Annotated in this window: 28 protein-coding genes and 1 tRNA gene; 11 read left to right on the top strand and 18 right to left on the bottom strand. The window is 65.9% G+C overall.

The window, feature by feature from the left end; all coding sequences use genetic code 11:
* Positions 1–68: 68 nt before the first annotated feature.
* Genes E3O48_RS09205 through E3O48_RS09220 form a run of 4 tightly spaced genes read right to left on the bottom strand, consistent with a single transcriptional unit; the run spans position 69 to position 3,902 of the window.
* Positions 69–1,553, bottom strand: a complete 1,485-nt coding sequence (locus E3O48_RS09205; RefSeq protein ID WP_134538251.1) for a cation acetate symporter — start codon at positions 1,551–1,553, stop codon at positions 69–71.
* Positions 1,550–1,957, bottom strand: a complete 408-nt coding sequence (locus E3O48_RS09210) for a hypothetical protein (protein WP_241982478.1) — start codon at positions 1,955–1,957, stop codon at positions 1,550–1,552. Before E3O48_RS09210 ends, E3O48_RS09205 begins: the two co-directional genes overlap by 4 nt.
* Complete coding sequence (locus E3O48_RS09215; RefSeq protein ID WP_134507417.1) at positions 1,954–2,676, bottom strand: LytTR family DNA-binding domain-containing protein; 723 nt, start codon at positions 2,674–2,676, stop codon at positions 1,954–1,956. The genes E3O48_RS09210 and E3O48_RS09215 overlap by 4 nt, the downstream gene beginning before the upstream one ends.
* Positions 2,677–2,708: 32 nt before the next feature.
* Entirely contained in the window at positions 2,709–3,902 is a 1,194-nt protein-coding gene (locus E3O48_RS09220; RefSeq protein WP_134507416.1) for a histidine kinase, read from the bottom strand.
* A 178-nt stretch (positions 3,903–4,080) separates the two neighbouring features.
* On the opposite strand from E3O48_RS09220, the gene E3O48_RS09225 reads away from it, so the two are divergent.
* Genes E3O48_RS09225 through acs form a run of 3 tightly spaced genes read left to right on the top strand, consistent with a single transcriptional unit; the run spans position 4,081 to position 8,062 of the window.
* Complete coding sequence (locus tag E3O48_RS09225) at positions 4,081–4,470, top strand: DUF485 domain-containing protein (RefSeq protein WP_134538253.1); 390 nt, start codon at positions 4,081–4,083, stop codon at positions 4,468–4,470.
* Positions 4,467–6,086, top strand: coding sequence for a cation acetate symporter (locus E3O48_RS09230; protein ID WP_134538255.1), 1,620 nt, complete (start codon positions 4,467–4,469; stop codon positions 6,084–6,086). Before E3O48_RS09225 ends, E3O48_RS09230 begins: the two co-directional genes overlap by 4 nt.
* Positions 6,086–8,062 carry an acetate--CoA ligase gene (acs, locus tag E3O48_RS09235; protein WP_134507413.1) on the top strand — a complete coding sequence of 659 codons (1,977 nt, stop codon included), beginning with the start codon at positions 6,086–6,088 and terminating at the stop codon, positions 8,060–8,062. Before E3O48_RS09230 ends, acs begins: the two co-directional genes overlap by 1 nt.
* Before the next feature lie 99 nt (positions 8,063–8,161).
* Here the strand turns inward: acs and E3O48_RS09240 are convergent, their stop codons facing one another.
* Complete coding sequence (locus E3O48_RS09240; protein WP_241974572.1) at positions 8,162–8,755, bottom strand: GNAT family N-acetyltransferase; 594 nt, start codon at positions 8,753–8,755, stop codon at positions 8,162–8,164.
* A gap of 73 nt (positions 8,756–8,828) precedes the next feature.
* On the bottom strand, positions 8,829–9,302 hold the full coding sequence (locus tag E3O48_RS09245) for a hypothetical protein (protein WP_134507412.1): 474 nt from the start codon (positions 9,300–9,302) through the stop codon (positions 8,829–8,831).
* Between the two features lie 290 nt (positions 9,303–9,592).
* Between E3O48_RS09245 and E3O48_RS09250 the strand changes: the two genes are divergently transcribed.
* Positions 9,593–9,669: transfer RNA gene (locus tag E3O48_RS09250), tRNA-Pro, on the top strand.
* Between the two features lie 233 nt (positions 9,670–9,902).
* Here the strand turns inward: E3O48_RS09250 and E3O48_RS09255 are convergent.
* Complete coding sequence (locus tag E3O48_RS09255) at positions 9,903–11,120, bottom strand: DUF4238 domain-containing protein (protein ID WP_134538257.1); 1,218 nt, start codon at positions 11,118–11,120, stop codon at positions 9,903–9,905.
* Positions 11,121–11,212: 92 nt separating this feature from the next.
* On the opposite strand from E3O48_RS09255, the gene E3O48_RS09260 reads away from it, so the two are divergent.
* From E3O48_RS09260 to E3O48_RS09275, 4 genes are all read left to right on the top strand, one after another.
* Positions 11,213–12,199: a hypothetical protein gene (locus E3O48_RS09260; protein WP_134538259.1), complete on the top strand. Its 987-nt coding sequence runs from the start codon at positions 11,213–11,215 to the stop codon at positions 12,197–12,199.
* On the top strand, positions 12,196–12,975 hold the full coding sequence (locus E3O48_RS09265) for a hypothetical protein (RefSeq protein ID WP_134538261.1): 780 nt from the start codon (positions 12,196–12,198) through the stop codon (positions 12,973–12,975). Before E3O48_RS09260 ends, E3O48_RS09265 begins: the two co-directional genes overlap by 4 nt.
* A 350-nt stretch (positions 12,976–13,325) precedes the next feature.
* Positions 13,326–14,468 (top strand): enoyl-CoA hydratase/isomerase family protein, encoded by a 1,143-nt coding sequence (locus E3O48_RS09270; protein WP_134538263.1) that lies wholly within the window; start codon positions 13,326–13,328, stop codon positions 14,466–14,468.
* 307 nt (positions 14,469–14,775) lie between these two features.
* Positions 14,776–15,804, top strand: coding sequence for an aldo/keto reductase (locus tag E3O48_RS09275; protein WP_134538297.1), 1,029 nt, complete (start codon positions 14,776–14,778; stop codon positions 15,802–15,804).
* A 31-nt stretch (positions 15,805–15,835) separates the two neighbouring features.
* On the opposite strand, the gene E3O48_RS09280 is transcribed toward E3O48_RS09275, so the two are convergent.
* The gene (locus tag E3O48_RS09280; RefSeq protein WP_134538265.1) at positions 15,836–16,321 is read right to left on the bottom strand and encodes a cupin domain-containing protein; all 486 of its coding nucleotides are present in this window, start codon (positions 16,319–16,321) and stop codon (positions 15,836–15,838) included.
* A 532-nt stretch (positions 16,322–16,853) separates the two neighbouring features.
* Between E3O48_RS09280 and E3O48_RS09285 the strand changes: the two genes are divergently transcribed.
* Positions 16,854–17,117: a helix-turn-helix domain-containing protein gene (locus tag E3O48_RS09285; protein ID WP_241982479.1), complete on the top strand. Its 264-nt coding sequence runs from the start codon at positions 16,854–16,856 to the stop codon at positions 17,115–17,117.
* A 284-nt stretch (positions 17,118–17,401) separates the two neighbouring features.
* Here the strand turns inward: E3O48_RS09285 and E3O48_RS09290 are convergent, their stop codons facing one another.
* The 9 genes from E3O48_RS09290 to E3O48_RS09325 form a co-directional block, all read right to left on the bottom strand.
* On the bottom strand, positions 17,402–19,303 hold the full coding sequence (locus E3O48_RS09290) for an ABC transporter ATP-binding protein (RefSeq protein WP_134538267.1): 1,902 nt from the start codon (positions 19,301–19,303) through the stop codon (positions 17,402–17,404).
* Between the two features lie 164 nt (positions 19,304–19,467).
* Positions 19,468–20,061 (bottom strand): dihydrofolate reductase family protein, encoded by a 594-nt coding sequence (locus E3O48_RS09295; RefSeq protein WP_134538269.1) that lies wholly within the window; start codon positions 20,059–20,061, stop codon positions 19,468–19,470.
* A gap of 233 nt (positions 20,062–20,294) precedes the next feature.
* On the bottom strand, positions 20,295–20,591 hold the full coding sequence (locus E3O48_RS09300) for a HigA family addiction module antitoxin (protein ID WP_241982480.1): 297 nt from the start codon (positions 20,589–20,591) through the stop codon (positions 20,295–20,297).
* 9 nt (positions 20,592–20,600) lie between these two features.
* Positions 20,601–20,882: a type II toxin-antitoxin system RelE/ParE family toxin gene (locus E3O48_RS09305; protein ID WP_134538272.1), complete on the bottom strand. Its 282-nt coding sequence runs from the start codon at positions 20,880–20,882 to the stop codon at positions 20,601–20,603.
* Between the two features lie 363 nt (positions 20,883–21,245).
* Positions 21,246–21,941, bottom strand: a complete 696-nt coding sequence (locus E3O48_RS09310; protein ID WP_134538274.1) for a hypothetical protein — start codon at positions 21,939–21,941, stop codon at positions 21,246–21,248.
* 49 nt (positions 21,942–21,990) lie between these two features.
* Complete coding sequence (locus tag E3O48_RS09315; protein ID WP_166788663.1) at positions 21,991–22,716, bottom strand: DUF2306 domain-containing protein; 726 nt, start codon at positions 22,714–22,716, stop codon at positions 21,991–21,993.
* A complete protein-coding gene (locus tag E3O48_RS17630) occupies positions 22,713–22,922 on the bottom strand; it encodes a hypothetical protein (protein ID WP_166788664.1) in 210 nt (69 codons plus the stop codon). Before E3O48_RS17630 ends, E3O48_RS09315 begins: the two co-directional genes overlap by 4 nt.
* Before the next feature lie 5 nt (positions 22,923–22,927).
* Positions 22,928–23,920: an NAD(P)-dependent alcohol dehydrogenase gene (locus E3O48_RS09320; RefSeq protein ID WP_134538278.1), complete on the bottom strand. Its 993-nt coding sequence runs from the start codon at positions 23,918–23,920 to the stop codon at positions 22,928–22,930.
* A gap of 21 nt (positions 23,921–23,941) precedes the next feature.
* Positions 23,942–24,454, bottom strand: coding sequence for a DUF6326 family protein (locus tag E3O48_RS09325; RefSeq protein WP_134538280.1), 513 nt, complete (start codon positions 24,452–24,454; stop codon positions 23,942–23,944).
* A 99-nt stretch (positions 24,455–24,553) separates the two neighbouring features.
* Between E3O48_RS09325 and E3O48_RS09330 the strand changes: the two genes are divergently transcribed.
* Together E3O48_RS09330 and E3O48_RS18330 are read left to right on the top strand one after the other, a co-directional pair.
* Positions 24,554–25,249 (top strand): TetR/AcrR family transcriptional regulator, encoded by a 696-nt coding sequence (locus E3O48_RS09330; protein ID WP_134538282.1) that lies wholly within the window; start codon positions 24,554–24,556, stop codon positions 25,247–25,249.
* A 69-nt stretch (positions 25,250–25,318) separates the two neighbouring features.
* Positions 25,319–25,702 carry a DDE-type integrase/transposase/recombinase gene (locus E3O48_RS18330; protein ID WP_134538301.1) on the top strand — a complete coding sequence of 128 codons (384 nt, stop codon included), beginning with the start codon at positions 25,319–25,321 and terminating at the stop codon, positions 25,700–25,702.
* Here the strand turns inward: E3O48_RS18330 and E3O48_RS09340 are convergent.
* Positions 25,588–26,394 carry a hypothetical protein gene (locus E3O48_RS09340; RefSeq protein ID WP_134538284.1) on the bottom strand — a complete coding sequence of 269 codons (807 nt, stop codon included), beginning with the start codon at positions 26,392–26,394 and terminating at the stop codon, positions 25,588–25,590. The two genes, E3O48_RS18330 and E3O48_RS09340, sit on opposite strands and share 115 nt — an antisense overlap.
* Between the last annotated feature and the right edge of the window lie 498 nt (positions 26,395–26,892).

The following is a 26,892-nucleotide window of genomic DNA, read 5'->3' on the forward strand; positions in this document are numbered from 1 at the left end:
GGGGTGCGCGCGTTTTGCGTTACCGCCCGGCTCAAGGGATCGCATCCGGGGCTCGACAACCGGGCGGGTCAGCGGGTGGGGGCGGGCAGCTGGCGCTCGGGCGCGTGGAGGCGGGTCATGATCTTCGTGATGCCGCCCGGGCGGCGGCCTCGGGTGAGCAGCGAGACGCCCACCATCACGGCGAAGGCCGCCGGCACCGTCCAGGCGGCGGGCTGCGCCAACAGTTCCTGGCCCGGCCCGGCCAGGGGCCCCAGCACCCGGCCGGCCACGATCGCCCCGCCGCAGAGCGCGGCGCCGGCGAGCATCCCGGCGATCGCGCCCGCGTCGGTGAGACCGCGCCACCAGATGCCCAGCAGCAGCAGGGGACAGATCGTCGACGCCGTGAAGGCGAAGACCAGGCCGACGCTCCCGGCCAGCTGCATCGAATCGGTGAGCAGCGCGACGCCGAGCGGCACCAGGGTGGAGAACACGGCGGCGACGCGGAAGCCGAGCACGCGTCCGCCGAGCACGTCCTGGCTGATCACCCCGGCGATGGAGACCACGAGCCCCGACGTGGTCGAGAGGAACGCGGCGAACGCCCCGGCGATGACGAGGGCGGTGAGCACGTCACCGGCCGGGCCGGGAAGCAGCCGGCCGGGCAGGAGCAGCACCAGCGCATCCGGGGTGCCGCCGGTGGCGATGTCGGGGGTGAAGGCACGACCGAGCACGCCGTACACGGTGGGGAACAGGTAGAAGACCGACAGGAGCCCGATCACGATCAGAGTCGTGCGCCGGGCCGAGGGTCCGTCGGGGTTCGTGTAGAAGCGCACCAGCACGTGCGGCAGGCCCAGCGTGCCGAACAATAGGGCGACGACCAGTGAGATGTCCCGGTAGGCGTCGGCCACGGGGGAGGTGGCCGGGGCGGATGCGAACGGCTCGGCCACCGCCGCGACCGAGAGTCCCGAGTTGCCCATGATGATCAGGATCAACACGATCGGTAGGGCGATCGCCGTGAACTTGAGCCAGAACTGGAACGCCTGCACGAAGGTGATCGACCGCATCCCGCCGGTCACCACGGTGACGCAGACGACGACGGCGACCGCCACGGAGCCGACCCACGACGGCAACCCGGTGGCGATGCTCATGGTCAGCGCGGCGCCGTGCAGCTGGGGCACGATGTAGAACCAGCCCACCATCACCACCAGAGCGCTCGTCACCCGTCGCGCCGCCACCGACTCCAGCCTCGCCTCGGTGAAGTCGGGGATCGTGTACGCGCCCGACCGGCGCAGCGGCGCCGCCACGAACAGGAGCAGCATCAGGTAGCCGGCGGTGTAGCCGATGGGGAACCAGAGCGCATCCGACCCGGAGATGAGGATGAGCCCGGCGACGCCGAGGTAGCTGGCGGCCGAGAGGTACTCGCCGCCGATGGCGGAGGCGTTCCACCACGGCCGCACCGTGCGGGAGGCCACGTAGAAGTCCTCGGTGGTGCGCGAGATGCGGAGGCCGTAGAAGCCGATCCCCGCCGTCACGGTGAACAGCCCGATCAGGGCCGCGTAGCCCGCCCAGGCGTTCATGCGCCGTCGACCAGGGCGAGGTACCTGGCCTCGTTGCGGGCCGCGGCCCGCACGTGCAGCCACGCGCTCAGCAGGATGATCGGGTACACGCCGACGCCGAGCGCCAGCCAGGAAAAGGGCACCCCGAGGAACTCGGCCTGATCCAGGCCCGGCACGTACGCGATCAGCAAGGGAAAGGCCAGCAGAATGAGGAGGAACCCGACGGCGACGACCACCGCGAGGAGCAGCTGCGAGCGGATCAGGGAACGCACATACACCTGGCCCACCTCGGACAGCTCGGCGACCTCACCAACCACCGGGCGGCCGGGTGCGCGCCGGGCCTGGGCGATGGGCGCCGTGACCCTGACCCGGCGCGGCGGGATCGGTGCGCCGGGGCCCGCCTCGGTGGGAGGCTCCGGCGTCATGACGACGGCCTGATTCTGGTGGCCTCGAGCTTCTCTCGAAGGTCCGGCAGGTGCCTTCGGCTCACGGGCAGTTCCGCCCCGTTGGTGACGATGGTCGGCCGCGCGGCACCCAGTTTCGCCTGGGTGATGTGCGACATCGAGACCAGATAGGAGCGGTGGATGCGGAGGAACCCGGCATCGGCCCACTGTTTCTCCAGGTCGGCGAGCGGAACCCGGATGAGGTAGCTCGATTCGTCGGTGTGCAACCGGGCATAGTCGCCCTGGGCCTGCACGTAGCGAACCTCGTCACGGCGGATCATCTTCTTCAGTCCGCCGAGATCCACGGTGATGAGCGTCGGCGGGGTGGTCTCGGCCATCGCGAGGGTCTCGATCACCCTGGCCACCGACTTGGCGAGCCGTTCGGCGCGCACGGGCTTGAGCAGGTAGTCGACCGCGGCCAGTTCGAAGGCCTTCACGGCGTGGTCCTCGTCGGCGGTGACGAAGACCACGGCCGGGGACCCGGCGGAGCGAGACACCGCATGGGCGATGTCGAGACCGGACAGCCCGGGCATGTGGATGTCGAGGAACAGTGCATCGACGCGCTCGTGATCGAGGATGCGCAGCGCCTCCGATCCCGACGAGGCGCGGTGAATGGTGCCCACCCGTTCATCTCGGCCGAGCAGGAACGCAAGCTCGTCGAGGGCCGGGAGCTCGTCATCGGCGATGAGGACACTGATCATGACGCCAGTCTCTCAGGCACGGGGTGCGCCGGTCACGAAGCGAGGTCGGGTCGGGGCTGGGATTTCGGCACCCGCAGGGTTATCAGGGTGCCGGCGCCGGGGGCGGTGTCGATCACGAGGCCGTGGTCGTCGCCGTAGACCTGGCGCAGGCGGGAATCGACGTTGCGGAGACCGACGTGGTCGCTGGCGCTGTACCCGGCGAGCACGGAGCGCAGGTGCTCCGGCTCGATCCCTACGCCGTCGTCCTCGATCGTCACCTCCACGAAGGCGCCGGCCACCTGGGCCGCGATGGCAATGTGACCGACGCCCTCCTTGTCGTCCAGCCCGTGGCGCACCGCGTTCTCGACCAGCGGCTGCAGGCTGAGAAAGGGAATGACGGTGCTCAGCACCTCGGGAGCGATGGTCAGGGTGACCTGCAGCCGGTCGCCGAACCGGGCCCGTTCGAGCTTCAGATAGTGCTCGATGCAGCCCAGCTCCTCGGCGACGGTGGTGAAATCCCCGTGCCGGCGAAACGAGTACCGGGTGAAGTCCGCGAACTCCAGAACCAGGTCGCGGGCCTTGGCCGGGTCGGTGTTGATGAAGGACGCGATGGCATTGAGGGAGTTGTAGATGAAGTGCGGGCTGATCTGGGCTCGCAGGGCGCGCACCTCGGCCTCCATCAGGAGAGTGCGGGAGGACTGCAGCTCGGCCAGTTCCACCTGGGCGGCCACCCAGTCCGCCACCTCGCCAGTCGCGCGCACGAGGCCCGGCTTGACCCGGGGTGCGTAGGCGACGACCGTGCCCACGATGCGGGAGCCGGAACGGATCGGCGCGACGACGGCCTCCTTCAGCTTGGCGTCGTGGGGCACCGCCTCGCGAACCACCTGGGGTCGACCGGTGGCCAGCACCTTCGAGGCGAGATCGATGGCCCCGCCACGGTGCTCCTCCCCGGCGCCGTCCCAGGCCAGCAGGCCCGAGACATCCGTGATGGCCAGCGCCTCGCAGCCCAGCAGACCGCGCAGATGCCGACCGGCCTTCGCGGCGCCGGCGGGCTCCAGCCCGTTGCGCAGATGCTTGCCGGCCAGCGACGCGGAGTGCAGCGTCGTGTAGGTGGCCTGCTCGGCGTCCGTGCCGAGTTCCCGCCAGGACCTGAGCAGCCTGAAGCCCACGGCGCCGACGACCGCGATCGTCAAAGTGATGACGACCACGCCAACGACGACCACGGCGAGCAACGGCGACTCGGGCATGGTGCTAACACTAACCGGCACGCTTCGGGGCAATCCGCCGTTCGGCGCAGGGTGACCGCCGCTCGGCGATGGAACCGGGTCGATTGCTCGCCGCAGCTCGGGGCGTGCGGGAGAGTGATCGGCACCGCACCAGACCACCGGTTCGTATGAATGCTCTATCAATGATGAGGAGAAAATCATGGGCAATGTCGCCCTGGAAGAGGAAGTCGACGCGGTCATTCCCGCGGCAACCTTCCACCGAGTGCAGGAATCAGCCGAGTTTCAGGAACTGCGCAAACGCCACCGCAGCTTCGTTTTCCCCGTGGCCATCGCATTCCTGCTCTGGTACTTGGCCTACGTGCTGCTGGCCGGCTACGCCCACGACTTCATGTCGACCAAGGTGTTCGGCAGTGTCAATGTTGGCCTGCTGCTCGGCCTGGCCCAGATCGTGAGCACCTTCGCGATCACCACCTGGTACGTCAGCTACGCGGGCCGCCGGCTCGACCCGATCGCCGCAGCCATCCGCCACGAGATCGAGGGCCCGCTCGCCGCTGCCACGAAGACCTCTGCCAAGAAGGAGTCCAAGTGAACATCCACCTCGCGGCCGCCGCCGCAGCGACCAGCCCGGGTAACCCGGTTCTCAACATCAGCATCTTCGGCGCGTTCGTCGCCATCACGCTGATCATCGTTCTGCGGGCCAGCCGCAACAACAAGACCGCGGCCGACTACTACGCGGCCGGCCGCTCCTTCACCGGCGGCCAGAACGGTACCGCCATCGCCGGCGACTACCTCTCCGCAGCCTCGTTCCTCGGCATCGTCGGAGCCATCGCCATCACCGGCTACGACGGCTTCATGTATTCCATCGGCTTCCTCGTGGCCTGGCTCGTCGCGCTCCTGCTCGTCGCCGAGCTGCTGCGCAACACCGGCAAGTACACGATGGCGGATGTGCTCTCCTTCCGACTGAAGCAGCGTCCGGTGCGGATCGCGGCCGCGATCACCACCCTGGTCGTCTGCTTCTTCTACCTCCTGGCCCAGATGGCCGGAGCGGGCGGGCTCGTCTCGCTGCTGCTCGGCATCAACGACAAGGTCGGCCAGTCCGTCGTGATCACCATCGTCGGCACCCTGATGATCGTCTACGTGCTCATCGGCGGGATGAAGGGCACCACCTGGGTGCAGATCATCAAGGCCGTTCTGCTCATCGCCGGCGCCGCCGTGATGACCGTGTGGACGCTGGCGCTGCACGGCTTCAACCTCTCGACCCTGCTCGACCACGCCGTGGAGACCGCGGGCAACCCCGAGATCCTCAACCCCGGTTTGAAGTACGGCCTGTCCGACATCACCCAGCTCGACTTCATCTCCCTGGCCCTGGCGCTGGTTCTCGGCACCGCGGCGCTGCCGCACGTGCTGATGCGCTTCTACACCGTTCCGACGGCCAAGGAGGCTCGTCGCTCGGTTGTGTGGGCGATCTGGCTCATCGGCGGGTTCTACATCTTCACCCTGGTTCTGGGCTACGGCGCGGCGGCACTGATCGGCGCCGACCGCATCCTCGCTTCCCCGGGTGGCGTCAACTCCGCGGCCCCGCTGCTGGCCTTCGAGCTCGGCGGGCCCGTGCTGCTCGGCCTGATCTCCGCGGTCGCGTTCGCGACGATCCTCGCCGTTGTGGCCGGCCTCACGATCACTGCCGCGGCATCCTTCGCCCACGACATCTACGCGAGCGTCTTCAAGAAGGGCAAGGCCCGTCCGGAGGACGAGGTCAAGGTGGCCCGCCGCACCGTGATCATCATCGGCATCGTCGCGATCATCGGTGGCATCGGCGCCAACGGTCAGAACGTGGCGTTCCTGGTGGCCCTGGCGTTCGCCGTGGCGGCCTCCGCCAACCTGCCCACCATTCTCTACTCGCTGTTCTGGAAGAAGTTCAGCACCCAGGGCGCCGTGTGGAGCATGTACGGCGGACTGTCCTCGGCCATCCTCCTGATCGCGCTGTCCCCGGTCGTCTCCGGTTCACCGACGTCGATGATCCCCGGCGCCGACTTCGCCATCTTCCCGCTCAGCAACCCGGGCCTGATCTCCATCCCGCTCGCGTTCGTGCTCGGCTGGCTCGGCACCGTGCTGGACAAGGTTCCACGCGACGAGGCCAAGCAGGTCGAAATGGAGGTGCGTTCGCTCACCGGCGTCGGCGCCGAGAAGGAGGCGGTGAGCCACTGATGAACAGGGAAACCATCACCCACACCGGTCCGGATGTCCCGCGCCTCTTCGCACCGACCGAGCAGTTCCAGGCGCAGGCCAATGCCGACGCGTCGCACTACGAGCACGCCGACCGGGACAGCGAGCACTTCTGGGCGACCCAGGCCGAGAACCTGGTCTGGACCCAGCCCTGGGACGAGGTGCTCGATTGGTCGAACCCGCCCAACGCGCGCTGGTTCCACGGCGGCAAGCTCAACGTGGCGTACAACTGCCTCGACCGGCACGTCGAGTCGGGGCACGGCGACCAGGTTGCGCTGCACTGGGTGGGCGAACCGGGCGACACCCGGGACATCACCTACGCGCAGCTCACCGACGAGGTCTGCCGGGCGGCGAACGCGCTGAGCTCCCTCGGGCTGGTCGCCGGCGACCGGGTTGTCATCCAGTTGCCGATGATCCCGGAGGCGGTCGTCTCCATGCTCGCCTGCGCGCGGCTGGGTCTCGTGCACAGCGTCGTCTTCGGCGGATTCGCGCCGGCGGCGCTGCGCGCCAGGGTGGACGACGCCGCGGCGCGAGTGGTGATCACCTCCGACGGTCAGTACCGGCGAGGGGTCGGCGCACCGATGAAGGAGAACGTGGACGAGGCGCTGGGGGGCGCCGAAACCGTGGAGAAGGTGATCGTGGTGCGCCGGGTGGGGGAGCCCGTCGCCATGCAGGAGGGTCGCGACCTCTGGTGGCACGACCTGGTCGGCTCCCAGTCGGCCGAGCACGAGCCCGAGTCGTTCGACGCGGAGCATCCTCTGTTCATCCTCTACACGTCGGGCACGACCGGGAAGCCCAAGGGGATCCTGCACACCTCGGGCGGCTACCTCACCCAGGTGGCGTACACGCACCGGGCCGTGTTCGACCTCAAGCCGGACACCGACGTGTACTGGTGCGGGGCCGACGTGGGCTGGATCACCGGGCACAGCTACATCGTCTACGGGCCGCTCGCGAACCGGGCGACCCAGGTGATGTACGAGGGCACCCCGAACACACCGCACGAGGGCCGGCACTTCGAGATCATCGAGAAATACGGGGTGACGATCTACTACATCGCCCCGACGCTGATCCGCACGTTCATGAAGTGGGGCGAACACATCCCGCAGGGCTACAACCTCGAGTCGGTGCGCCTGCTCGGCAGCGTGGGGGAGCCGATCAACCCGGAGGCGTGGATGTGGTACCACACCCACATCGGCCGGAGCACGACACCGATCGTGGACACGTGGTGGCAGACGGAGACCGGCGCGATCATGATCTCGCCGCTGCCCGGCCTCACCGCCACGAAACCGGGCTCGGCGCACCAGGCGTTGCCCGGCATCTCGGTGCGGGTCGTCGACGACCACGGCGAGACCGTGGAATCCGGCGGGGGCGGGTATCTCGTGATCGACAAGCCCTGGCCGGCCATGTCCCGCGGCATTTGGGGCGAGCCGGATCGCGCGCAGGAGGTGTACTGGGACCGGTTCAAGGCGCAGGGCTTCTACTTCGCCGGGGACGGGGCGAAGTACGACGAGCACGGTGACATCTGGCTGCTCGGCCGGGTCGACGATGTGATGAACATCTCCGGCCACCGCATCTCCACGGTGGAGGTGGAGTCGGCGCTGGTCTCGCATCCGATGGTGGCGGAGGCCGCCGTGGTGGGAGCCGCGGATGCGACGACCGGGCAGGCCATCGTGGCGTTCGTCATTCTCCGTGACCGGAACGACGACGACGTGCTCGACAATGAGTCGGTCGCCGCCGTGCTCAAGGCGCATGTAGCCGCGGAGATCGGGCCGATCGCCCGGCCGAAGCGCCTCCTGATCGTGCCCGAGCTGCCGAAGACGCGTTCGGGGAAGATCATGCGCCGTTTGCTGCGGGACGTGGCGGAGGGCCGGGACGTGGGCGACGTCGCCACCTTGGCGGACACCACGTCGATGCGCACCATCGCGACGAGCCTGGCGGGCGCGACCGCGTCCGCGTAGCTCGTGACGGTGGTCGAGCTTGTCGAGACCAATCCAGGATCTCGACAGGCTCGATCACTGTGGGCACCGGTGGTCGAGCTTGTCGAGACCCCAGGCCCCCTACAGAACCAGCTCGACCACCGCGCGATCACCCGTCGGCCGTGCCACAACCTCGAACCCCGCGCCGAGAAACAACGACACCGTCCCGTGGTACAGCTCCGCAGCCGGCGCCTTCACCCGCTCGGCCGTGTCCACCGGATAACCCTCTATCACCCGCGCGCCGAGCCGGCGCGCCTGCTCGACCGCGCCGGCCAACAGGTCCGCCGCGATCCCGTGCCGGCGAAAACCGACCCTCACGACGAAGCAGGTGACCGCCCAGACCGACGCGTCGTCGGCATCCTGCCGGCTGCCCTCGGTGACCACCTTCGCCCGCCGCAGCCGCGGATAGTTCGGCCGGGGCTCGACCGCGCACCAGCCCACGGGCTCGTCGCCCTGATACGCGATCACGCCGGGCGCCGGGTCGTGGGCGCGCACCTGGTCCTGCAACAGCTGCTCGCACTGCGCCGGTTCCGCGGTCTCCCACGCCTTGTTGGGAAGCTTGAAGAACTGGCACCAGCACCGGTGCGGGTCGCCGCGGTTGCCGAACACCGTGCGCACGTCGTCCCAGGGCACCGTCTCGACGGATGCGATGGTGATCTCAGGGTTCGGCGTCACGCGTTCAAATTACCGCGTCAGGGCGTCGCACGGGGGTTTTGGGTCGAACTCGCCGCCGCCATTTTTCGGTGTCTCAGCGCGCGGTCGTCGGCTCCAGTTCGGGCTCGGCCGCGGCCTCGCCCAAGGCGGTGGCTTCGTCGTCGGTCCCGGCCATGCCGGTCGTCTCGACCGCGTCGTCGGCGTCGATCTCGTCGGCGTCGAGATCCTCACCGGACAGGTCGAGTTCATCGTCGAAGGAGTCCTCGGCCGGCTCCGCGTCGGCCACGCCTGCAGCGATCCCGGCGGGGTGGGTCTTCACGTGCGCGGCCAGCGCCAGCAGGAGCCCCAGCACGCCGGCCCCCATCAGCGTGGTGCCCAGGGTGCTCCCGGACTGCGCCGTGAAGTAGGTCGCATAATCCTGCGAGCCTGAACTGGCGAATTGAGCCTGGGCGGCATTCGAGGACGTCATCACCAGGTAGCCCACCGCGGTGACGACGAACCCGGCCAGCCACAGGAGCGCGAGGGGCACGTTGATTTTCGCCAGGACGTCAGAATTATTGCGAGACATGGTTTCCTTCGTTGGGGGAGCGGCCGAGACCAGCCTCGCGTCACGCTACGGGCGCGTTCTATGGATTTCCTATGCGTGGTCAGGGGATTGGCCCGGAAGCGCTCGGCCGGGATGCGTTTTCGCGCGCTCAGCGGCATCCTGTACCTGCGATTCCGCCCTGCTACTTTCGGTTTGAGCCGTCTGAGTCGCGATTGTGGGGCGCCAGCGGTGCGCGGGCACCCACCGAAGGCGGTAAGCTATCGGAGTTGTCTCCTGCTGGTTTTGTTCCTTGAAATCGTCTGTGGGAGCGGCGGGCTGTGGCGCAGCTTGGTAGCGCACTTGACTGGGGGTCAAGGGGTCGCAGGTTCAAATCCTGTCAGCCCGACCAAAGGGCCGTTCGCGAAACTCTTCACGAAACGGTCCGGTCGAAACAAAAAGAAATCGCTCCTGAGGATTCTCAGGAGCGATTTCTTGTTTAAGCGGATCTTGCGGTGCTTTGTGGCAGCGAATTCTTGTTCAGCGACGTAGCTCGGCTTGTTTTGTCTGTTTTCGCGCGCGCCGGATTGTCTCGAATGATGGGGTTTTGCCCTCTCGGGCGGTAGTGGGTCCTAGGCCGGAAGGTTAGGTCCTGAGCGGTGGTCCGCCGGTCTCGTCGGACGCGACGTGTTTGACCTTGTCCGGACGCATCACGCCGGCCGGGTAGGTGTCGGTGTAGGGGTTGTGGAATTCGCGGTCGCGGCGGCGGATCGGAGGCACCACAGGCTGCCCGTTGACCTGCTTCCTGGCTTCCTCTTTGATCTTGTCGCTGATGAAAGCGGCGATCTTGCGCAGGTTGAAGTTTGTCAGCAGGATGCTCACGATGATCTGCGCGGCGCCGAATCCGCGGACGCGGCGGCGGCTGGCGGATTCGATGTCTTCGGGGCCGTTGCTCTTGATCTGGCTGTTCAACGACTCGATGGAGTTCCGGGCATGGGTGTGAAATTCATTCCATTCCTTGGTCCCGTATTCGAACGACTGAGCGTTCCGCCGGTTGTTGGCGGTGTCGAAGGACACGGAGTGTTGGCTGCAGATTTTCTCGGCAAAGTCGGGCAGGTTTTCTCCGTCCACAGCCGGTCGGACTTTATCCTTGACGCTCTTGAGGAGCTCCCGCAGGGGACAGGTTACGGTCGGGCTGGGGCCCAGGGCGGGGCAGCGAAGAACCACGCGGCCCTTCGCATCGGGCTTCTCTTTGACGTGGAGTTGGAACGCCGTGCGTTTCTTGATGCGCTCCCGGTAGGTTGCCGTATCGATGATGTTGCCCAAGAGCTCCTTGGTCGCGTTTTGAAACGGCTTGGGAGTAGCGGGGCAGTAGGTGCCGCCTTCGATATAGAGGGCGCCGTGGTGGGCGAGTCCATGAGTTGCGACAGAACGACGCCCGATCCGTGCGGCATGGGTACGGGTGATCTGCATCCCCAAGAAGTGGCAGAGATCGGAGTGTTGTTGTGCTGACATCGAGTTGATGCCGTCCTCGAGGATCTGTGCGATCACCCCGGCAGCCTTCCCCTCGATCTCAGATAGCCACGCCTCATAGACCACGGGGGACTGGTCGCCCGCCTCATGATCCTCCGACCGGTAGAAGTCATTCACGCGCGCGGCCTTGCTCGGGGACAGCTCGAAGGTGCGGCGATCGTTGACCATGTCTGTAACACGGATGCGATCATTCACCGCCCACCGCTCGAGGTAAAATCCTGGCATCAGGTGATGCCCCTTGGGCTCCTGGCCAGCGGCCGTCATCGCTTCGGCGGCCAGCTCGTACGGCTGCTTCTGAGGGGAAGGTCGGGCACGCTTCCGCTTCGTCACGGCGCAACTCTAAAGCACCGGCCGTGCGTAACGAATCCGCGCGCGTCATAACTAAAGGTAGAAATGGCCGCATTAAGTTATAGAATTGGGGCATGGCACCTCACTTGACAGCGGACGCTGGTATCGACCTGCTCACGTCATCCGGCCTGAATGTGGCCATCGACAGTGCGAGCGACCTCGTCGTCAACGGCGTCCCCGTCGAGTTGAAGGTGTGCGCCCGCACCCCTTCACCGTCCGACGTGATGAGGATGCTCGATCGGGCTCGTCAGCGCGGGGTGCGGAATGAGAGCACGAACAGACGACTGCTGATCGTGATGCCGAGCGTTCCGACGTCGATTCGCACTCTCGCCGAGGCCACGCCAGACCTCGCCGTCGCCGGCGTCAACGACAGCATTCTGATCTGGGGCAGGAAGACGCAGTTCCTCGGCCTCGTCGACGACATCGAGGACGTGGGCCGGCCGAGGGGTCGACCATCGTGGGGTCGCCATGCGCTGATGCGGGTGCTTCTGTTTTCCGATGAGCCGCGCACGCAGGTGGAACTTGCGGCGCAGATAGGCACCTCACAGGCGGCGGTCTCCAAGGCTCTCAAAGACTGGATGGGCACCGTCGAGAAGGCCAACGGCCGTTGGCGCGCCGTCGAGCCAGAGAGGCTCTGGGACCGCTTCCTGGACACCTACCCGGGCCCCGGTGGCATCACAGAGTCCTGGTACAGCCTTGACCCGATCATCAAGCAGGCCGAGGACGCCCAGGCCACCAGTCCGGACGTGCTGCTCTCAGGGGACGCGGCCGCCGACACGATCGCGCCGTGGCGGGTGCCCAGGAAGGCCCTCGTCTACGCGAAGAAGGGGCTGCCGCTGGCCCGCGCCAAGTTCGCCGAGGCGGCGCGAGAGGAAGCCAGCCTCGAAGTCGTCATCCCCGCCGATCCGACCATCTGGGCGACTGCCGCAGCTTGGTCAGCGCATCCACGTACGGTGGATCCGGTGCTCGCGGCGTGGGACGTCCGGCGAACCGGTGGCCCGGACGCGGGCGAAGCGATCGATCGCCTGGCCAGGCGAGTGCTTCAGAGGGCCCTGAGATGACAACGACCCAGGTGGTTGCAGAGACCGTGTCGACCTCTGACGCTGACGACGCTGCATTCCAGGCGCTCGAGGATGTGGCCGCGATCGCCCTTGATCTCGAGGACATCCTCGTCATCGGCGGGCAGATGGCATCCCTCCTATTGACAGCGTTCCCGGCGACCGGGTCACTCGCCCGGCGCACCGGTGACGCGGATGCCGCGATGACGACCGCCATCGCGGCATCCGGGACCGTGCATGACAGACTCATCGCGGCGGGGTACGAGGCGGTGAGCGGCAACCACTACGAGCGAGGAGCAGGTGCAGAGGTCGCTGTGGACCTGCTCGTGCCAGCCGACAGCAGCACCTTCGGGCGTGCTGAGCACGGCGGCCGTGCGTTCGACGCCGTCCCGGGCCTTCGGCTCGCGCTCAGCGGTCACCGGATACTCGTCGACGTCCGCGTGACCTTCCGCGACGGATCGACACGGCAATTCACCGTTCCTGTTCCGAGTGTCGAGACTGCGATCATCCTGAAGGCGTACGCGACACGCTCACGCCTGGAAGCGAAAGACATCACCGACCTCTACAACTTCTTCCTCATCGTCAACCAGCACGACGCGAACACCATCGGCGGATGGAAACTCAGCGAAGCGACCATGTCCGGTTCCCGCTCTGACGCCGCTCGCATCCTCCACGAGCTCACCGAGACCATCAAGAGAAGCGCCCCGATCCGCGACGCGGGCGTGCCCGGCACGCTTTTCGTTGCGCTTATCCGTCGGCACGTGACGGATCCTCGTTGAAGGAAAGTGAACGCTTGCCCTACGAGCATTTCCCCACCATTTTCCCATCGAAATCAATCATGAAAGTCCGGATACGGCCGCGTACAATCGAGAGCAGTGAACCGCCCGGTTCCGTGTAATCACAAGGGAATCCGAGGGTTTTCCGAGACACTCGGTGAAGTTCAAGTTCAGCCTGAACTTTCAAGGGGTCGCAGGTTCAAATCCTGTCAGCCCGACCTTGGTCACCCATTCTGAGACATACCGCAACGGGCGATGCGGAGTCGCGGCACAAAAAATCCCTTCCATAGACTGAGTCAGGACAATCGGCTCTATTCTCGAATCGACACCGCATCGCCGCGGAAAGGTCTTCTATGCCCAGCACTGGCGCGGTCCACAACTCCTCAGACACGCGCGGGGCAGAGGCGTCGAGTGGCGGCACGGCGGCATCCGCTGTCACTGAACCTGACCTGCTGCTGCAGCGGGAGGGCCAGCTGGCCCGCATCATTCTGAACCGGCCCAAGGCGCTCAACGCGCTGACCCACCCGATGATCTGCGAGATCGCTGCGGCCCTGACCGAGTGGGCCGACGACCCCACCGTGCACACCGTGCTACTCACCGGCAGCGGCGACCGCGCCCTGTGTGCCGGCGGCGACATCGTGTCGATCTACCGCGACGCCCGCACCGATCCCGATGAGAACGCGCAGTTCTGGGCCGATGAGTACACGATGAACGCCCAGATCAAAAGGTATCCCAAACCGTTTGTGGCTCTGATGGATCGCATCGTGCTCGGCGGGGGAGTCGGCCTCAGCGGGCACGCCTCGCACCGGGTCGTGACCGAACGCACGAAGCTGGGCATGCCCGAGACGACGATCGGTTTCGTGCCCGACGTCGGCGGAACCTGGCTCTATTCCCGCGCTCCTGGCGACCTGGGCACCCACCTCGCCCTGACCGCTGCGACCATGACCGGCGCCGATGCCATCGCGCTCGGCCTCGCCGACAGCTTCGTCAACTCGACGCGGCTTGATTCTCTGGTGGACACTTTGAAGCGGATACCCGCTGCCGCAGCCATCGCCGAGCACGCCGCGTCGACCGTGCCACCGGCCTCGCTGTTGGCCGAACGCGCCTGGATCGACGAATGCTACGCCGGCAACGACCTGCCCACGATCATCGCCCGGTTGCAGCAGTCGCCTGTTGCGTCAGCGCACGATGCAGCGACCGCAATTCTGGCCAAGTCGCCGACCGCCGTCTCGGTCACCCTCGCTTCCCTGCGCCGGGCCCGCGACCTCGGCAGCCTCGAAGACGTGCTGGAGCAGGAGTACCGGGTGTCGCTGCGCATGGTGGCCGGCCCCGATGTGGTCGAGGGTATTCGTGCTCAGGTCATCGACAAAGACCGCACTCCGGTCTGGCAACCCGGCACCATTGAGGCGGTGACGGACGCGGACGTGCAGGCGCACTTCGCGTCGTTGGGGGAGCGTGAGCTGCGCTTGCCCCGTGCAGCCCGGCGTTCGAGCTAGACATAGCCCGAGGGAATCCGGCCTGGCGTGATAGCTCGTGCTCCATAGGAAGGCACGTGGAGGGGGAGGAAGGATTGCCTCTCGGCGGAGGAAAACGACGTTAGGCCTCCCCGGTAATCCGGGGCGACGGGCTCGGTGTATTTCGGCTTCGTGATGGGGCAGATCATGGAGACCGACGTCTGCGAGGGCACGATCGCATCTGCCGCGGTCATGACGCCCACGGATAATGGAGTGCAGCTCAATGTTTCGAGCCTTTCAGATCGTTACCCTGCGGGTCTCCCGCCTTGAAGAAGAAGAGGACCGGCAGATGCGATATCGCACACTCGGCAACAGCGGCGCAGTCGTTTCGACCTACTCACTGGGCACCATGACCTTTGGGGCGGAAGCCGATGAGGAGATGGCCAACGCGCTCCTGGACACGTATGTGGGCGCCGGCGGCACCCTCGTCGACACTGCGGATGTCTACAGTTCCGGAACCTCGGAAGAGATGATCGGGTCGTGGTTGGCCTCTCACCCGACCGAAAGGAAGCAGATCGTTCTCGCCACCAAGGGCCGGTTCGCCATGGGCGACGGCCCAAACGATCGGGGTACCAGTCGTCGGCATTTGCACCGGGCCCTCGACGATTCACTGCGTCGGCTGGGAACGGAGCACATCGACCTGTATCAACTGCACGCCTGGGACCCGTTGACGCCGTTGGAGGAGACGCTGCGCTTTCTCGACGACGCCATCCGCAGCGGAAAGATCAGCTATTACGGCTTCTCCAACTTTCTCGGTTGGCAGCTGACCAAAGCCGTGCACGTGGCGAAGGCTTTGGGCTTCACGGCGCCGGTCACACTCCAGCCGCAGTACAACCTGCTCGTTCGCGAGATCGAATCTGAGATCGTGCCGGCGGCGCTCGATGCGGGTCTGGGACTTCTGCCCTGGTCGCCGCTCGGCGGCGGGTGGCTATCGGGCAAGTACCAGCGCGACACCGATCCCACCGGTGCGACGCGGCTGGGCGAAGACCCCGCACGTGGAATGGAGGCCTGGGCCCCGCGTAATAAGAAGGAACGCACCTGGCGGATCATCGATGCCGTCGCCGAGGTCGCGACTGAGATCGGTGCCACGAGCGCACAGGTGTCTTTGGCCTGGCTCGAGGCGCAACCGGGGGTGACCTCGGTGATCCTCGGAGCGCGAAGTGTCGAACAGGTCACCGAGAACCTGTCCGCGGCCCACGTGCAGCTGAGTGCTGGTCAGCTGGACCGGCTGGGAGCCCTGAGCTCTCCGGTCGTCTCCGACTATCCGTATGGGGAGGCCGCGGTCGCGCAACGCTCCCGCGGACGCCTTCCAGACTGAATCGAGTCCGACGCCTCAGCAAACGCTTCTGCTATTGGTCGCTTGCTGCCTGGTCGGGGTGGGACGTGGCGGGTTGCTTTGTCCACGTCGGTGGAGTGTCCGTGCCGGCGCTCTCGTCCTCGGCGGCGTCGGCGGCCGTTTTGTGGATATTCCCGGCGGCGTGATGGACCGGCGCGTAGATCACATAGAGGTTCATGGGACCGTCCCCGGTGTTGGTGACGTTGTGCCAGGTGCCCGCGGGGACAAGGATGCACCAGCCGTCAGAGACATCCTGCTCGAAAACGAGCTTGTCCTTGTCGGGCCCCATTTGAGCCTTCCCGGTGCCGGCGTCGAGGCGCAGGAACTGGTCGGTGTCGGGGTGCATTTCCAGACCGATGGATTCTCCGGCCGGGATGCACATCAGGGTGACCTGTAAATACAGGCCGGTCCAGGCGACGGTTCGATAGTTGGTGTTCTCGATGGTGGCGGTCTCCAGATCGAAGGAGTCCGGGTGGGGGCCGATGTCACTGCGAGTCATGTTGGATGATCCTTTTTCTCGGGTCTTTCATCGTTGTTTTGGCCAGGTGTATCTGAATCCTGTTGCTCCGCGACGTGCCGGTTCCGCCCCGGCCGTACCCCGGGTTCTTCCGCGGGAGACCGCCCGGAAGGACGCCGCGGCGCGGATGAAATCCTTGAGGCGTGGGCTCGCCTCCAGTCTCCTTGAATTGGCCGTGATTGGCTACCGTGCAGAACCTCGCCTGGTGATGACCGAAAGCCCGCGGTCGGGCCTCGCACGATATCGAGGAAAAGACCGCGGGCTGCGGAGGAAATAGAGCTCCAGAGTCACGGACCATGCGCGCCCTGTTGGCTTTCGCAATCAGCCCACCAAACCAAATGTCCCGGAATCTCAAGGGTTTCCGGGATTTTTTTGGTAAATGAATTGACTACCCCATCACAAACCCATCTTTTACTCCTCTCCGGAGCCGCTGAGACGGCCTTTCCATCCGAGGCGGCGGCGTCGTTTTCGGTCCGCTCCGATCGTCCGGGATCGTGGCGCACACCTTCTGAGTATGAGCATCCACGACGACTACCCACCCTCCTCTCCCACCCCCGCCACCGACGCGTGGGGTCTGGAACCCCTGATGGACATCAACGAGTTGGCGTCCTACTTGGGCATACCGATGTCCACGGTCTACGACTGGCGTGTGCACGGCAAAGGCCCCACGGCCTACCGGTTCGGCAAACATCTGAAGTTCGCCATCTCCGATGTGCGGGCCTGGATTGCCGAGCAGCGTGAGCCGTCCAGCCCGCCCCGGCGCACCGATCGCCGGTGAGCTGAGATGTCGCGGCCACGGTTGACGATCAGCACCTTCGGCGACATCACCACGCGGGTGACGCCGTCCGGCCGGTTCGAGGCTCGGACCGTCAAGTTACGGCCTCAACCTTCAGTCGGTCGCTGGTTCAAATGAAGCACGTGCATGGCGAGGGTACAGGCCAATTGGACGTTGGACGTCTCCATCCTGTTCCGCTTCGAAAAACCCCATGTAGAGCGGTGAGACACCAAACGTGACGAGACGACTTTCCGGGACGCTCGGGGCGGGGGCACCGAGCTCAGCGTCTAGGTGCGGCTCAGCGCTTCCTCGTCGGCCGCAACATTCTTCTGCACGGCGAACTGGGTCCGGTGCAATTCCTCGTACCGCCCACCCACAGCCAGCAGTTCCTCGTGCGTACCGCGCTCCACGATCGAGCCGTCCTCAACCACGAGGATCAGGTCCGCGCTGCGGATGGTGGAGAGGCGGTGTGCGATCACCATCGCCGTCCGTCCCTTGAGCGCCTCGCTGAGCGCCGCTTGCACGGCGGCCTCAGACGTCGAGTCCAGTGCCGCCGTCGCCTCGTCGAGGATGACGACGCGCGGCTGGGCGAGTAGGAGCCTCGCGATGGTCATCCGCTGGCGCTCACCCCCGGACAGCCGGTAGCCACGCTCTCCCACCATGGTGTCCAGCTGGTCCGGCAGGGACCGGATGAGCGGCTCGAGCCGCGCACGGCGGACGGCGTCCCACACCTCGTCGTCGGACGCCTCGGGCCTCGCGAGGCGCAGATTGGAGAGGATGGTCTCGTGGAACAGGTGGCCGTCCTGCGTCACCATGCCCAGGGTGTTTCGCAGGGAGGCGAAAGTGACATCGCGGACATCCGTCCCCGCGAGGCGCACGGCGCCGCTGTCGACGTCATACAGGCGCGAGAGGAGCTGCGCAATTGTGGACTTGCCGGCACCGGACGTACCAACGAGGGCAACGGTCTGCCCCGGCTCGATCCTGAAGGACACGCCGTGCAGCACCTCCTCGCCGCCGCGGGTGTCCAGAGTGGAAACCTCCTCGAGAGAGGCGAGGGACACTTTGTCCGCGGACGGGTAGGCGAAGCGGACGTTGTCGAACTCGACGGCCACTGGGCCTTCGGGGACGGTGACGGCGTCGGGCTTCTCCTTGATGAGCGGGTCGAGGTCCAGCACCTCGAAGACGCGCTCGAAGCTGACCACCGCGCTCATGATCTCTACCCGTGCGTTTGCGAGGCTGGTGAGCGGGGCGTAGAGGCGGGTGAGGAGGAGCGCAAGGGTGACCACGTCACCGGTGTTCAGCTGGCCGGCGAGTGCGAGGGAGCCGCCGAGCCCATACACGAGCGCGAGGGCGAGAGCGGAGACGAGCATCAGTGCGGTGAAGAAGACGAACTGCAGCATCGCGGTCCGGACCCCGATGTCGCGGACGCGGGCGGCGCGGACGCGGAACTCCTCGGCCTCCTCGTCGGGCCGGCCGAACAGCTTGACGAGGGTGGCGCCGGGCGCTGAGAAGCGCTCGGTCATCTGCGTGCTCATGGCGGAATTGTGATCGGCCGCCTCGCGGCGCAGCGCGGCGAGGCGGCTGCCCATGCGGCGCGCGGGTACCAGGAAGATGGGGAGCATGATCATGGCGAGAACCGTCACGAGCCAGGACGTGCTGAGCATGACGATCAGGGTGAGGGTCAGCGCCACGAGGTTCGTGACCACGCCGGACAGCGTGCCGCTGAACGCCTGCTGGGCGCCGATCACATCGTTGTTGAGGCGGCTCACGAGGGCGCCCGTCCGCGTGCGGGTGAAGAACGCGATCGGCATCTTCTGCACGTGGTTGAAGACGGAGGTGCGGAGGTCCAGGATCACGCCTTCGCCGATCCGCGCCGAGTACCAGCGCGTCACGAGTGACACGGCGGCGTCGGCCACGGCCACGATGGCGATGACGACGGCGATCCAAACGATCGTGGTGACCTCGCCCCGGGCGACGATGACGTCGACCACCTGGCCGGCGAGTACCGGCGTCGCGACCGCGAGGAAAGCCCCCACGATGGAGAGGGCGATGAAGATCAGCAGCTTGGACCGGTAGGGCACCGCGAACGTCATGATCCGCCGCACGGACTCACGGGAGAAGCCGTGCTTGCCGTCCCTGGCGGTAGAGATCTTGTGCAGCGAGCTCCAGGCCGCGCCTTCCATGCTCATTGAGGTTCCTTCCGTGGGCAGAAGGCCCAGCTTAGATGGCGATTTGCCCGAGCTTTGCGACGCGGCTGCCGAGGTGACGCTCGGTGCGCCGGTCAGGACCGCGTCGGTCCGCGGTCATTCCACGACTGTGCGCCGGCTCCGAGGTAGAAGCCAAGACGGTTGCCCTAACGTGCCCCGCGCACCGCGTAGCGGTGCATGGTTACTCCTTGGTCGAACGAATCCTGTTCCAAGAGGTCGAGCTCGAGAGGCTGGTCGAGAGCGTCGAAGAGCGGCCGGCCGGCTCCGAGCACGACAGGGTGTGTGAACAGCCAGAGCTCGTCGAGCAGGTGAGCCCGCATCAGCTGGGTCGCGAGGTTCGCGCCACCGATGCCGATTTCTCCGTCCGTCTCCTGTCGCAGCACGGCGAGTTGTTCGATCGCGTTGTCGCCGCCGATGATGCGCGTGTTGTGTTCGGCCATGGTGCGCGTGCGCGAGACGAGCACCTTGGGTATGTCTGTCCAGATCTCGCCGTACTCGCGCAGGAAGCCCGGAAGGGATTCGTCTGTGCGAGCGTTCGGCCAGAACGGATCCATCATCTCGTAGACTTTGCGGCCCTGAACCATCATCGCCAGCGCCCGCGCGCGAGCGTTGAATTCGCGATGCAGCGGCTCACCCAGGCGGATCCAACTGGGCCCTCCGATGTCACCGTGCTCACCCACATCGCGCTCGATGAAGAGATCAAGCGAGACATTCATCCAGTAAACGAACCGGCCGGCCATGACCACTCCCTTCGCCGAGCCACGATAGAGGGGAAACTCCTACACGCTAACCGTGTGAGTTAGCGCTGGGCGGGCTCGGCACCACCCTACAACTCGCCCCCGGCTCCACGGCGACCGCCCTTGTTGGTCCGCAAATCGGACGTCGACGGACGCGGATTCAGCGCCCAGTCGCGAAGATTCCGAAGTCTCGGGGGAGTGGCGTTTGGGAACCCTCAACGGGCACATCGGCCTCGCTAGGCGCTCAGGAGTGACCGGATCTGGTTGAGCTCTCCCGCGTGAGCAGCAGATTGCACGTCAAGGTCGTATCGGGTCTGGAGGTTCATCCAAAATCGATCCGTTGTGCCGAGTGCTCGTGCCAGCCGAAGGGCGGTGTCCGGGCTGATACCTCGTTTGCCGTGAACGATCTCGTTGATGCGGCGCGGGGGCACGGCGATCGCCTGGGCAAGACGGTATTGGCTGATGCCCAGCGGAGTGAGGAATTCTTCGAGAAGAATCTCGCCGGGGTGAATGGGCTCGTGTGCGGCAGTCACAATATCTCCTCAGTGATAGTCGGTGATTTCGACATCTATTGGCCCAGCGGGTGTCCACGTGAAGCAGATGCGCCATTGGTCGTTGACTCGGATGCTGTGTTGGCCTTTTCGGTTGCCCTGCAGCTGTTCGAGACGGTTGCCCGGTGGAACGCGCAGGTCATTGATGGTTTCTGCGGCGTCGAGTATCAGTAGCTTTCGATTCGCGATTCGCTGCAAGTCGGGGCCAAGCTTGCGCACATGGACCCGCTGCCAGACGCGCTCAGTGTCTTTTTCTGCGAACGTCTGGATCACACCATGAGCATAACGCGTAGCGTTATTATCGTCAAGCGTTATTAGTTACATGCAGGGCACGTGGACGCCACGAGTTTCACATCGACTTGCGTGTCTCGGTACTGCCTGATTGTTGTCTGTGTCACCTGGTCTGCTCCTCTCGTTGGAACCCGGGCAAATCGCCGACGGCGGGCAGTTGAGATCATCTCACCGGCACGAATGCTGGCGAAGGGACAAAAGTCCTGCCCGGGAAGATGCCGGGCGCAACCCATCGGCGCCACTCACACATTTAGGCGCCGGTCCGGACTCGCCCCCGGCACCAGCAGGCGGCCCTCCACGGAGTCCTCGCCCGCGTGCGCGACCTCGGCGCCGCCCTCCTTTCGGTCACGACCGGACGAGGCGCACGCCGGTCGCGAGCAGCCAGACGAGCCAGGCGGCGAATCCTAGGAGCCCGACGAAGATCAGTGCCGAGCCGTCGGCGATCGCGAGGCTGCCGAGCCCCGCGGCGAGCAGCAGGCTCCCGCCCACCAGGCCCAGCAGGCGCTGCCAAGCCGGAGTCAGCCCGCTCGCGTGCGCGGCGAGAGCCACGCCGAAGCAGGTGGTGCCGATCAGCGGCAGCGCCAGCGCGAACGCCGCCGCGTGAATCTGCCAGACGAGCTCGAAAGCGGGCGTCGGCTCGGCGAGCCCGCCAGCGGAGAGCGCGAGCCCGATCTGCGTGACGTTGAACAGCACGAAGATGGCCGCCAGCGTCGCGCCAGCGGCCAAGGCGAGGCGCGACCAGCCGGCGCCCGCTCCGCCGCGCCGCTCCACGAGGCCGTGCAGGCCCGTCACGAACACCAGCAGCAACGGTAGGTACAGGGCCCCCAGACCAGAAATGATCGCGACCGCGTCGCGGTTGGTCGCGTAGTAGGCCAGCACTTCCTCGAGCGGATCGCCATAGCCCGGAGCGCCCGTTACCGCAAACAACACGTTCTCTATCACCACCAACACTGCGAACCCGATCGAGGCGGCACCGACGGGCCGGCCTCGAGCGAACGCACTGCGGGCTGGCGTGGTGGCGGTGTTCTTCGGTGATCTCATCTCTTACTCCTTAGTTGCGGTCGGATGCCCGGCGGGTTGTCGAGGGGGTTCATGATGTGAGCGCGCCACGCCTCGCACGACCGCGCCTCCGCCGGCTGGTCCGTCGCAGGATGAGCAACTCCGCCACGGCGCTGTTGATCACGAAGCCCGCGGCGACCAGCCATGCCTCGCCGAATGCGTCGACCTCACCGACATTGAGCGTCCACAGTGTGACGACGAGTGCTTGGGTTCCGCCGGAGATGGCGATCGCGTAGGCGCGCGTCATCCATGCTCCATGCGCGGCGAAGTCGCGACGCGTGATCGTGATCACCGCGAGCACAAGAAACACTGTCATCGGTACGGCGAAGACGAGGCGAATCATCGCGAGTGCGAACTCATCAGGGGGCCCACCGAAGAAGACTGCGAGCCAGATGCTGGACAGTGTCGCGATGAATCCAGCGGGGATCAGTGCACGGCCGGCGGTACGGTGCCAACCGCGCCGAATTCGCAGTGCTGGAGAGAACTGGAATGCGCCGAGAATGCAGTACACGCTCATGGCCACGATGTGCGCAACGATCGCCACCGATGTGGCCAACAGAATTTCGCTCTCGGGCCCAGCGATCCCGTCCCGCAAACGAAGCACACCGCCGAGCACGGGAAGGGCACTGAGGATCAAGAGGCCGGTTATGGCAAGCCATCCGCTCCTCGGCCGCTGCCGCTCGCCCTTTTGCTGAGCGATAGGGCGGGTGGCGGTCATCTCTTGGTCGATCGAGAAGCTCTTGTCGAGGGGGTTCATGATGCCTCTCCTGGGGTGTCGAGGGAGCGCATAGCGCGCCCGTCGCGGATGAAGAGCTGGCGGTCGCATCGCGCCGTCTCCCGGGCAGGCACCGAGAGGGCGACACCAGCCAACGCGTCGAACCGGGCGGTGCCCTTGCCGTAGCACTCGCGGATATCGTGGGCCACGAGCACGGGTGTTCTCAACGTTGTGGCGGTGGTGTTCACTGGTGCTACTCCTTGGTGTGGTTGAGGCTGGTGACGGTGATGGTGACCTTGCCCCTGGCGTGCTCCTCAACGAAGTAGCGGATCGCCTCAGACGTCTCAGCGAGCGGGTAGCTGCGGTCGACTGGCGGCGTGATGGTGGCGGCGTCGATGAGCTCCCGAAGAACTTCGAGGTCGGCGCCGCTCGCGGCTGCGGAGAGGGGTCGAAGGTTCTGGGTCACGAACATGCCCAGCAGCATCGCTGCAAGCATCCGTCGGATCGGACCGAGCACTCGTCCCCCGTTGCCCGACGCCAGCACAAGAGTTCCGCGACGAGTGAGGGCCCGCCTGCACTCGGCTATCGATCGGTTGCCGACGAGGTCGAAGATGACGTCGTAGCGAGCCCCGCCCGTCGCGAAGTTCTCAGCCGTGTAGTCGATGACGTGGTCTGCGCCCAACGTCCGCACGAACTCGAGATTTGCGGTGCTGCAGACGCCAGTCACTTCGGCCCCGAACGCCTTGGCCAGCTGCACGGCGAAGGAGCCGACTCCGCCGGACGCCCCGTTGATGAGCACCTTGTCGCCCGGCATGATCTTCGCGACATCCCGCACCCCCTGCAGCGCCGTCGTTGCGGCGGTCGGCACGGCAGCCGCTTGGTCGAAGCTGATTCGCGAGGGTTTGTGAGCGAGGCGCTTCGTGTAGGCGACGGTGTACTCGGCGAAGCTGCCGGCATCCACCTCGGCATACACCTCATCGCCCACGCTGAAACGGCGCACGTTCTCGCCCACAGCCTCGATCACGCCGGCCACATCCCTGCCTCGCGCCCGGACCTTGGGCCGCCGCAGGCCGAACGCCAACCTCGCAACGAAGGGTTCACCCTGCATGAGCAGCCAATCGGCCGCGTTGATGGATGCTCCCAGAACCCGGATGAGGACTTCGTCCTTAGCCGCTACGGGCCGGGCAACAGTCTCGTATTCGAGAGTGTCGAGTCCGCCGTAGCGGTGTTGGGTTATCGCCTTCACCGTTTTCAGCGCCCCTCGGGGTCAAGTCCGTTGACCAGCTCTGTCGAGGCTGGCTACCAAGATCGCCGGTGATGCGGTGTGGCGTGGCCAGGTCCAGGCGGAGCGCAGGATGAAGGCCAGGATCAGCACCTCGACTCCGATGGTGAAGCCGTAGTAGAAGGCCCAGTCCCAGGACGCCCCTGCCGCGTTGAACACCATGACGGGGATGTACAGCGCTGCAACGACGAGGTTCGTGGCGCGGTTCACCCGAGCGGGCAGCGTCATGGAGAGCATCACCATCAGGGCCGGGATCGCGATGATCGCGAAGAAGATGGACATCAATGTCCCGCTGATGTCGAACTCGAAGATGATGCCACCCCGGATTTCGTCGATTTCGCCGGGCTGGTAGAGGTGGAAGTAGTCGATGTAGATGACGAGGAACATGAGGCTGGTCCAAGCTGCCGCAAGCTTGGCCTGCACGGGCCTGCGCAGATCTTCCAGCGTGCTCTGGGACGGCGGATTCTCTAGTGCGGTGTGGGATTGAGGCGTTCTCATCACAATGCTCCTTGGCTTGATTCGTTAGATCGGGACTTACGGGTGTAAGAACCGGTCCCCAGCGTAGCCTTACGAGCGTAAGTGCGCAAGGATGGGAGAATGACGTCGCGCACACCGCTGAGCAGGGAGCGGATCATCACCGCCGCCGCCACCGTCGCTGACGATGCGGGTGTTGCCGCCGTGAGCATGCGCAGTGTCGCGAAGGTGCTCGGCGTTGAGGCGATGTCGCTCTACCATCACGTGCCAGGCAAGGAGGCGCTGCTCGACGACCTCGCCGACTGGGTGTTCGAGAGGATCGAGCTGCCCGAGGTCGGCGATACCTGGCGGGAGGCGCTGACCGCCCGGGCACGATCGGCACGATCGGTTCTCACGGCTCATCCGTGGGCGCTGGGGATGATGGAATCGCGTCCAACCCCCGGCCCGGCGCTGCTGCAGCACCACGACCGGCTACTTGGCGTGCTGATGACCGACGGCTTCAGCGCCGCGCTCGCGACACACGCGTTCTCCGCCATCGACGCCTACGTGTACGGGTTCGCGCTGACCGAGACGAGCCTGCCGTTCGAACCGGGGGACGGCGCCGAGGAGGCGTTCGCCGTCAAGGTCGCCGCACCGGCGGAGCTGTATCCGCACATTGCGCGCTCTCAAGCCGAGCTGTTCGGCGATGGCGGCTACGCGTTCGCGGACGAGTTCGACTACGGGTTGGAGCTGCTGCTGGAGGGCCTGGAGCGTCGGGTCGCCGACGATATCCCCGCGCTACGCGAGCGTTCTAGTCGAGGCACCCGGCGAAAAGCGTAAAAACCTACGGAACGTCGATCGCTCAATCGAGTCGGGCGTTGGACCGTCCCGGAAGCCCGCAGGAGAGACATCGACGCCCACAGCCGCCGCGTGATCGGTTGGGCCATCGCCGACCATATGCGCACCGACCTCATCCAGGACGCCCTCACGAAGGCCATGGTGCTGCGCGGAGACCGGCCGGCGACCGTGATCTTCCACTCGGACCGCGGCACCCAGTACGCGTCGGAGCAGATCACCCTCTTCGCCGCGAACACCGTTGGTAGCACCCGCGTCAAGGTGGGGGCAGTGCCGCACCTGCTCGGCTACACCCGAGCGACAGCCTCGGCTTCCGGAACAGCTCAACAAGTAACGAAAGCCACTGTTGCCGGATGCGGGGCTTCGCCGTTCAACGCCCATGCGAAGGCCGCGGCGATGCCAGCGATATCGCAGTCCGACAGAATCGGCGTGCGGTAGTCATAGAGGTAGTTCCCCGTCAGAGGGTCAACCGTCACGTTCGCCCACCCGTAGGCCATGATGTCCGTAGAGGTATTGAGCGGCGACGCGTGTCCGAGTCCAAGGGCGTGTCCGAGTTCGTGCAACCCCATCCGATAGATCCGAAGGTTATCGAAGTCGGGGTACGGCCCGCCGGGCGGCTCCTCCGATTTGATGATCACATTCGAGCAGTGCTGAGAACCGCAGGTCGCGTTCCCGCCCCACGCGACTCCACCAGCGTGCGGGACGTAGTGCACGACGATGTCAGCGGCTCGCGAGCGACCGGTGCCGGTGACGTCAACCAGCGAAACCATCGGGAGTCGACGTGCAAGCACGCCACTCCACGTCGCCACCGCATTGCGCAGGGCACGCACTCCATCAGGGCTCGCCTCGGGTGCTGCCGTCACCGCGACGGTCAGATTGGTGTGATTCCACCAGAACTGCGTGCCAGGTCCACCTGACTTGTTGTTGACGCCACTCAAAACAGCAACAAGATCAGCGTCGGATGGACCAGTGATGAAGGGCGCGTCGTCCGCCGCTGATGCGGTCGCCGGAACTCCGAGGGACCCGCCAAGGACGAGGGCAGACAGGGCAATTGTCGTTAAGGCGGTGCGCCCGCGGCGGCGCTGGCGGACAGCGCCCTCCGAACCGGTACGGCGGATGGTGGACCACATGACTTGACCACTTTCTCTGTGAGCACGACTGGCACCCTGCGGCGCATCATAATCGAACCTCACGGCCGGCAACAGGCCGCATTGACTCATAGAAAACCTCCGCGTAGCTGTATTCATTGCCTCATTTGTGAACCTCCGCTTGGTGGTGTTGGTTTCCAATGTGGTGGATCTGGGCTACGCCCAATACCGTTCAGTTAAGCGTGTGAAGGGTGATTTCTGGCTCGTGGCGGGGTTGTGGCCAGTCGGCGTGGTGGAAGCGTTTGGCGGGCCATTTCGAGACCTTGCGCTTGATGACACGAGGGTTTGAACGCCGTCGTCGTGCGGGGTTCAGCCGTCGGATCAGGGCTAGTACCGCATGGCGCCAGACCGCTTTGGCGTGGTCAAAGTGGGGAGGGGGGGAAAACGCCCTGAGCCACGGAGCGGCGGGCGATGCGGAGTGCGGCGATGAAGGAGACCCTGTCAGGATCACGGTGAGCGTGCTGGGCGGCCTCGACCATG

Origin of the sequence: Cryobacterium sp. HLT2-28 (assembly GCF_004402495.1) — a bacterium.
Lineage (GTDB): Bacteria > Actinomycetota > Actinomycetes > Actinomycetales > Microbacteriaceae > Cryobacterium > Cryobacterium mannosilyticum.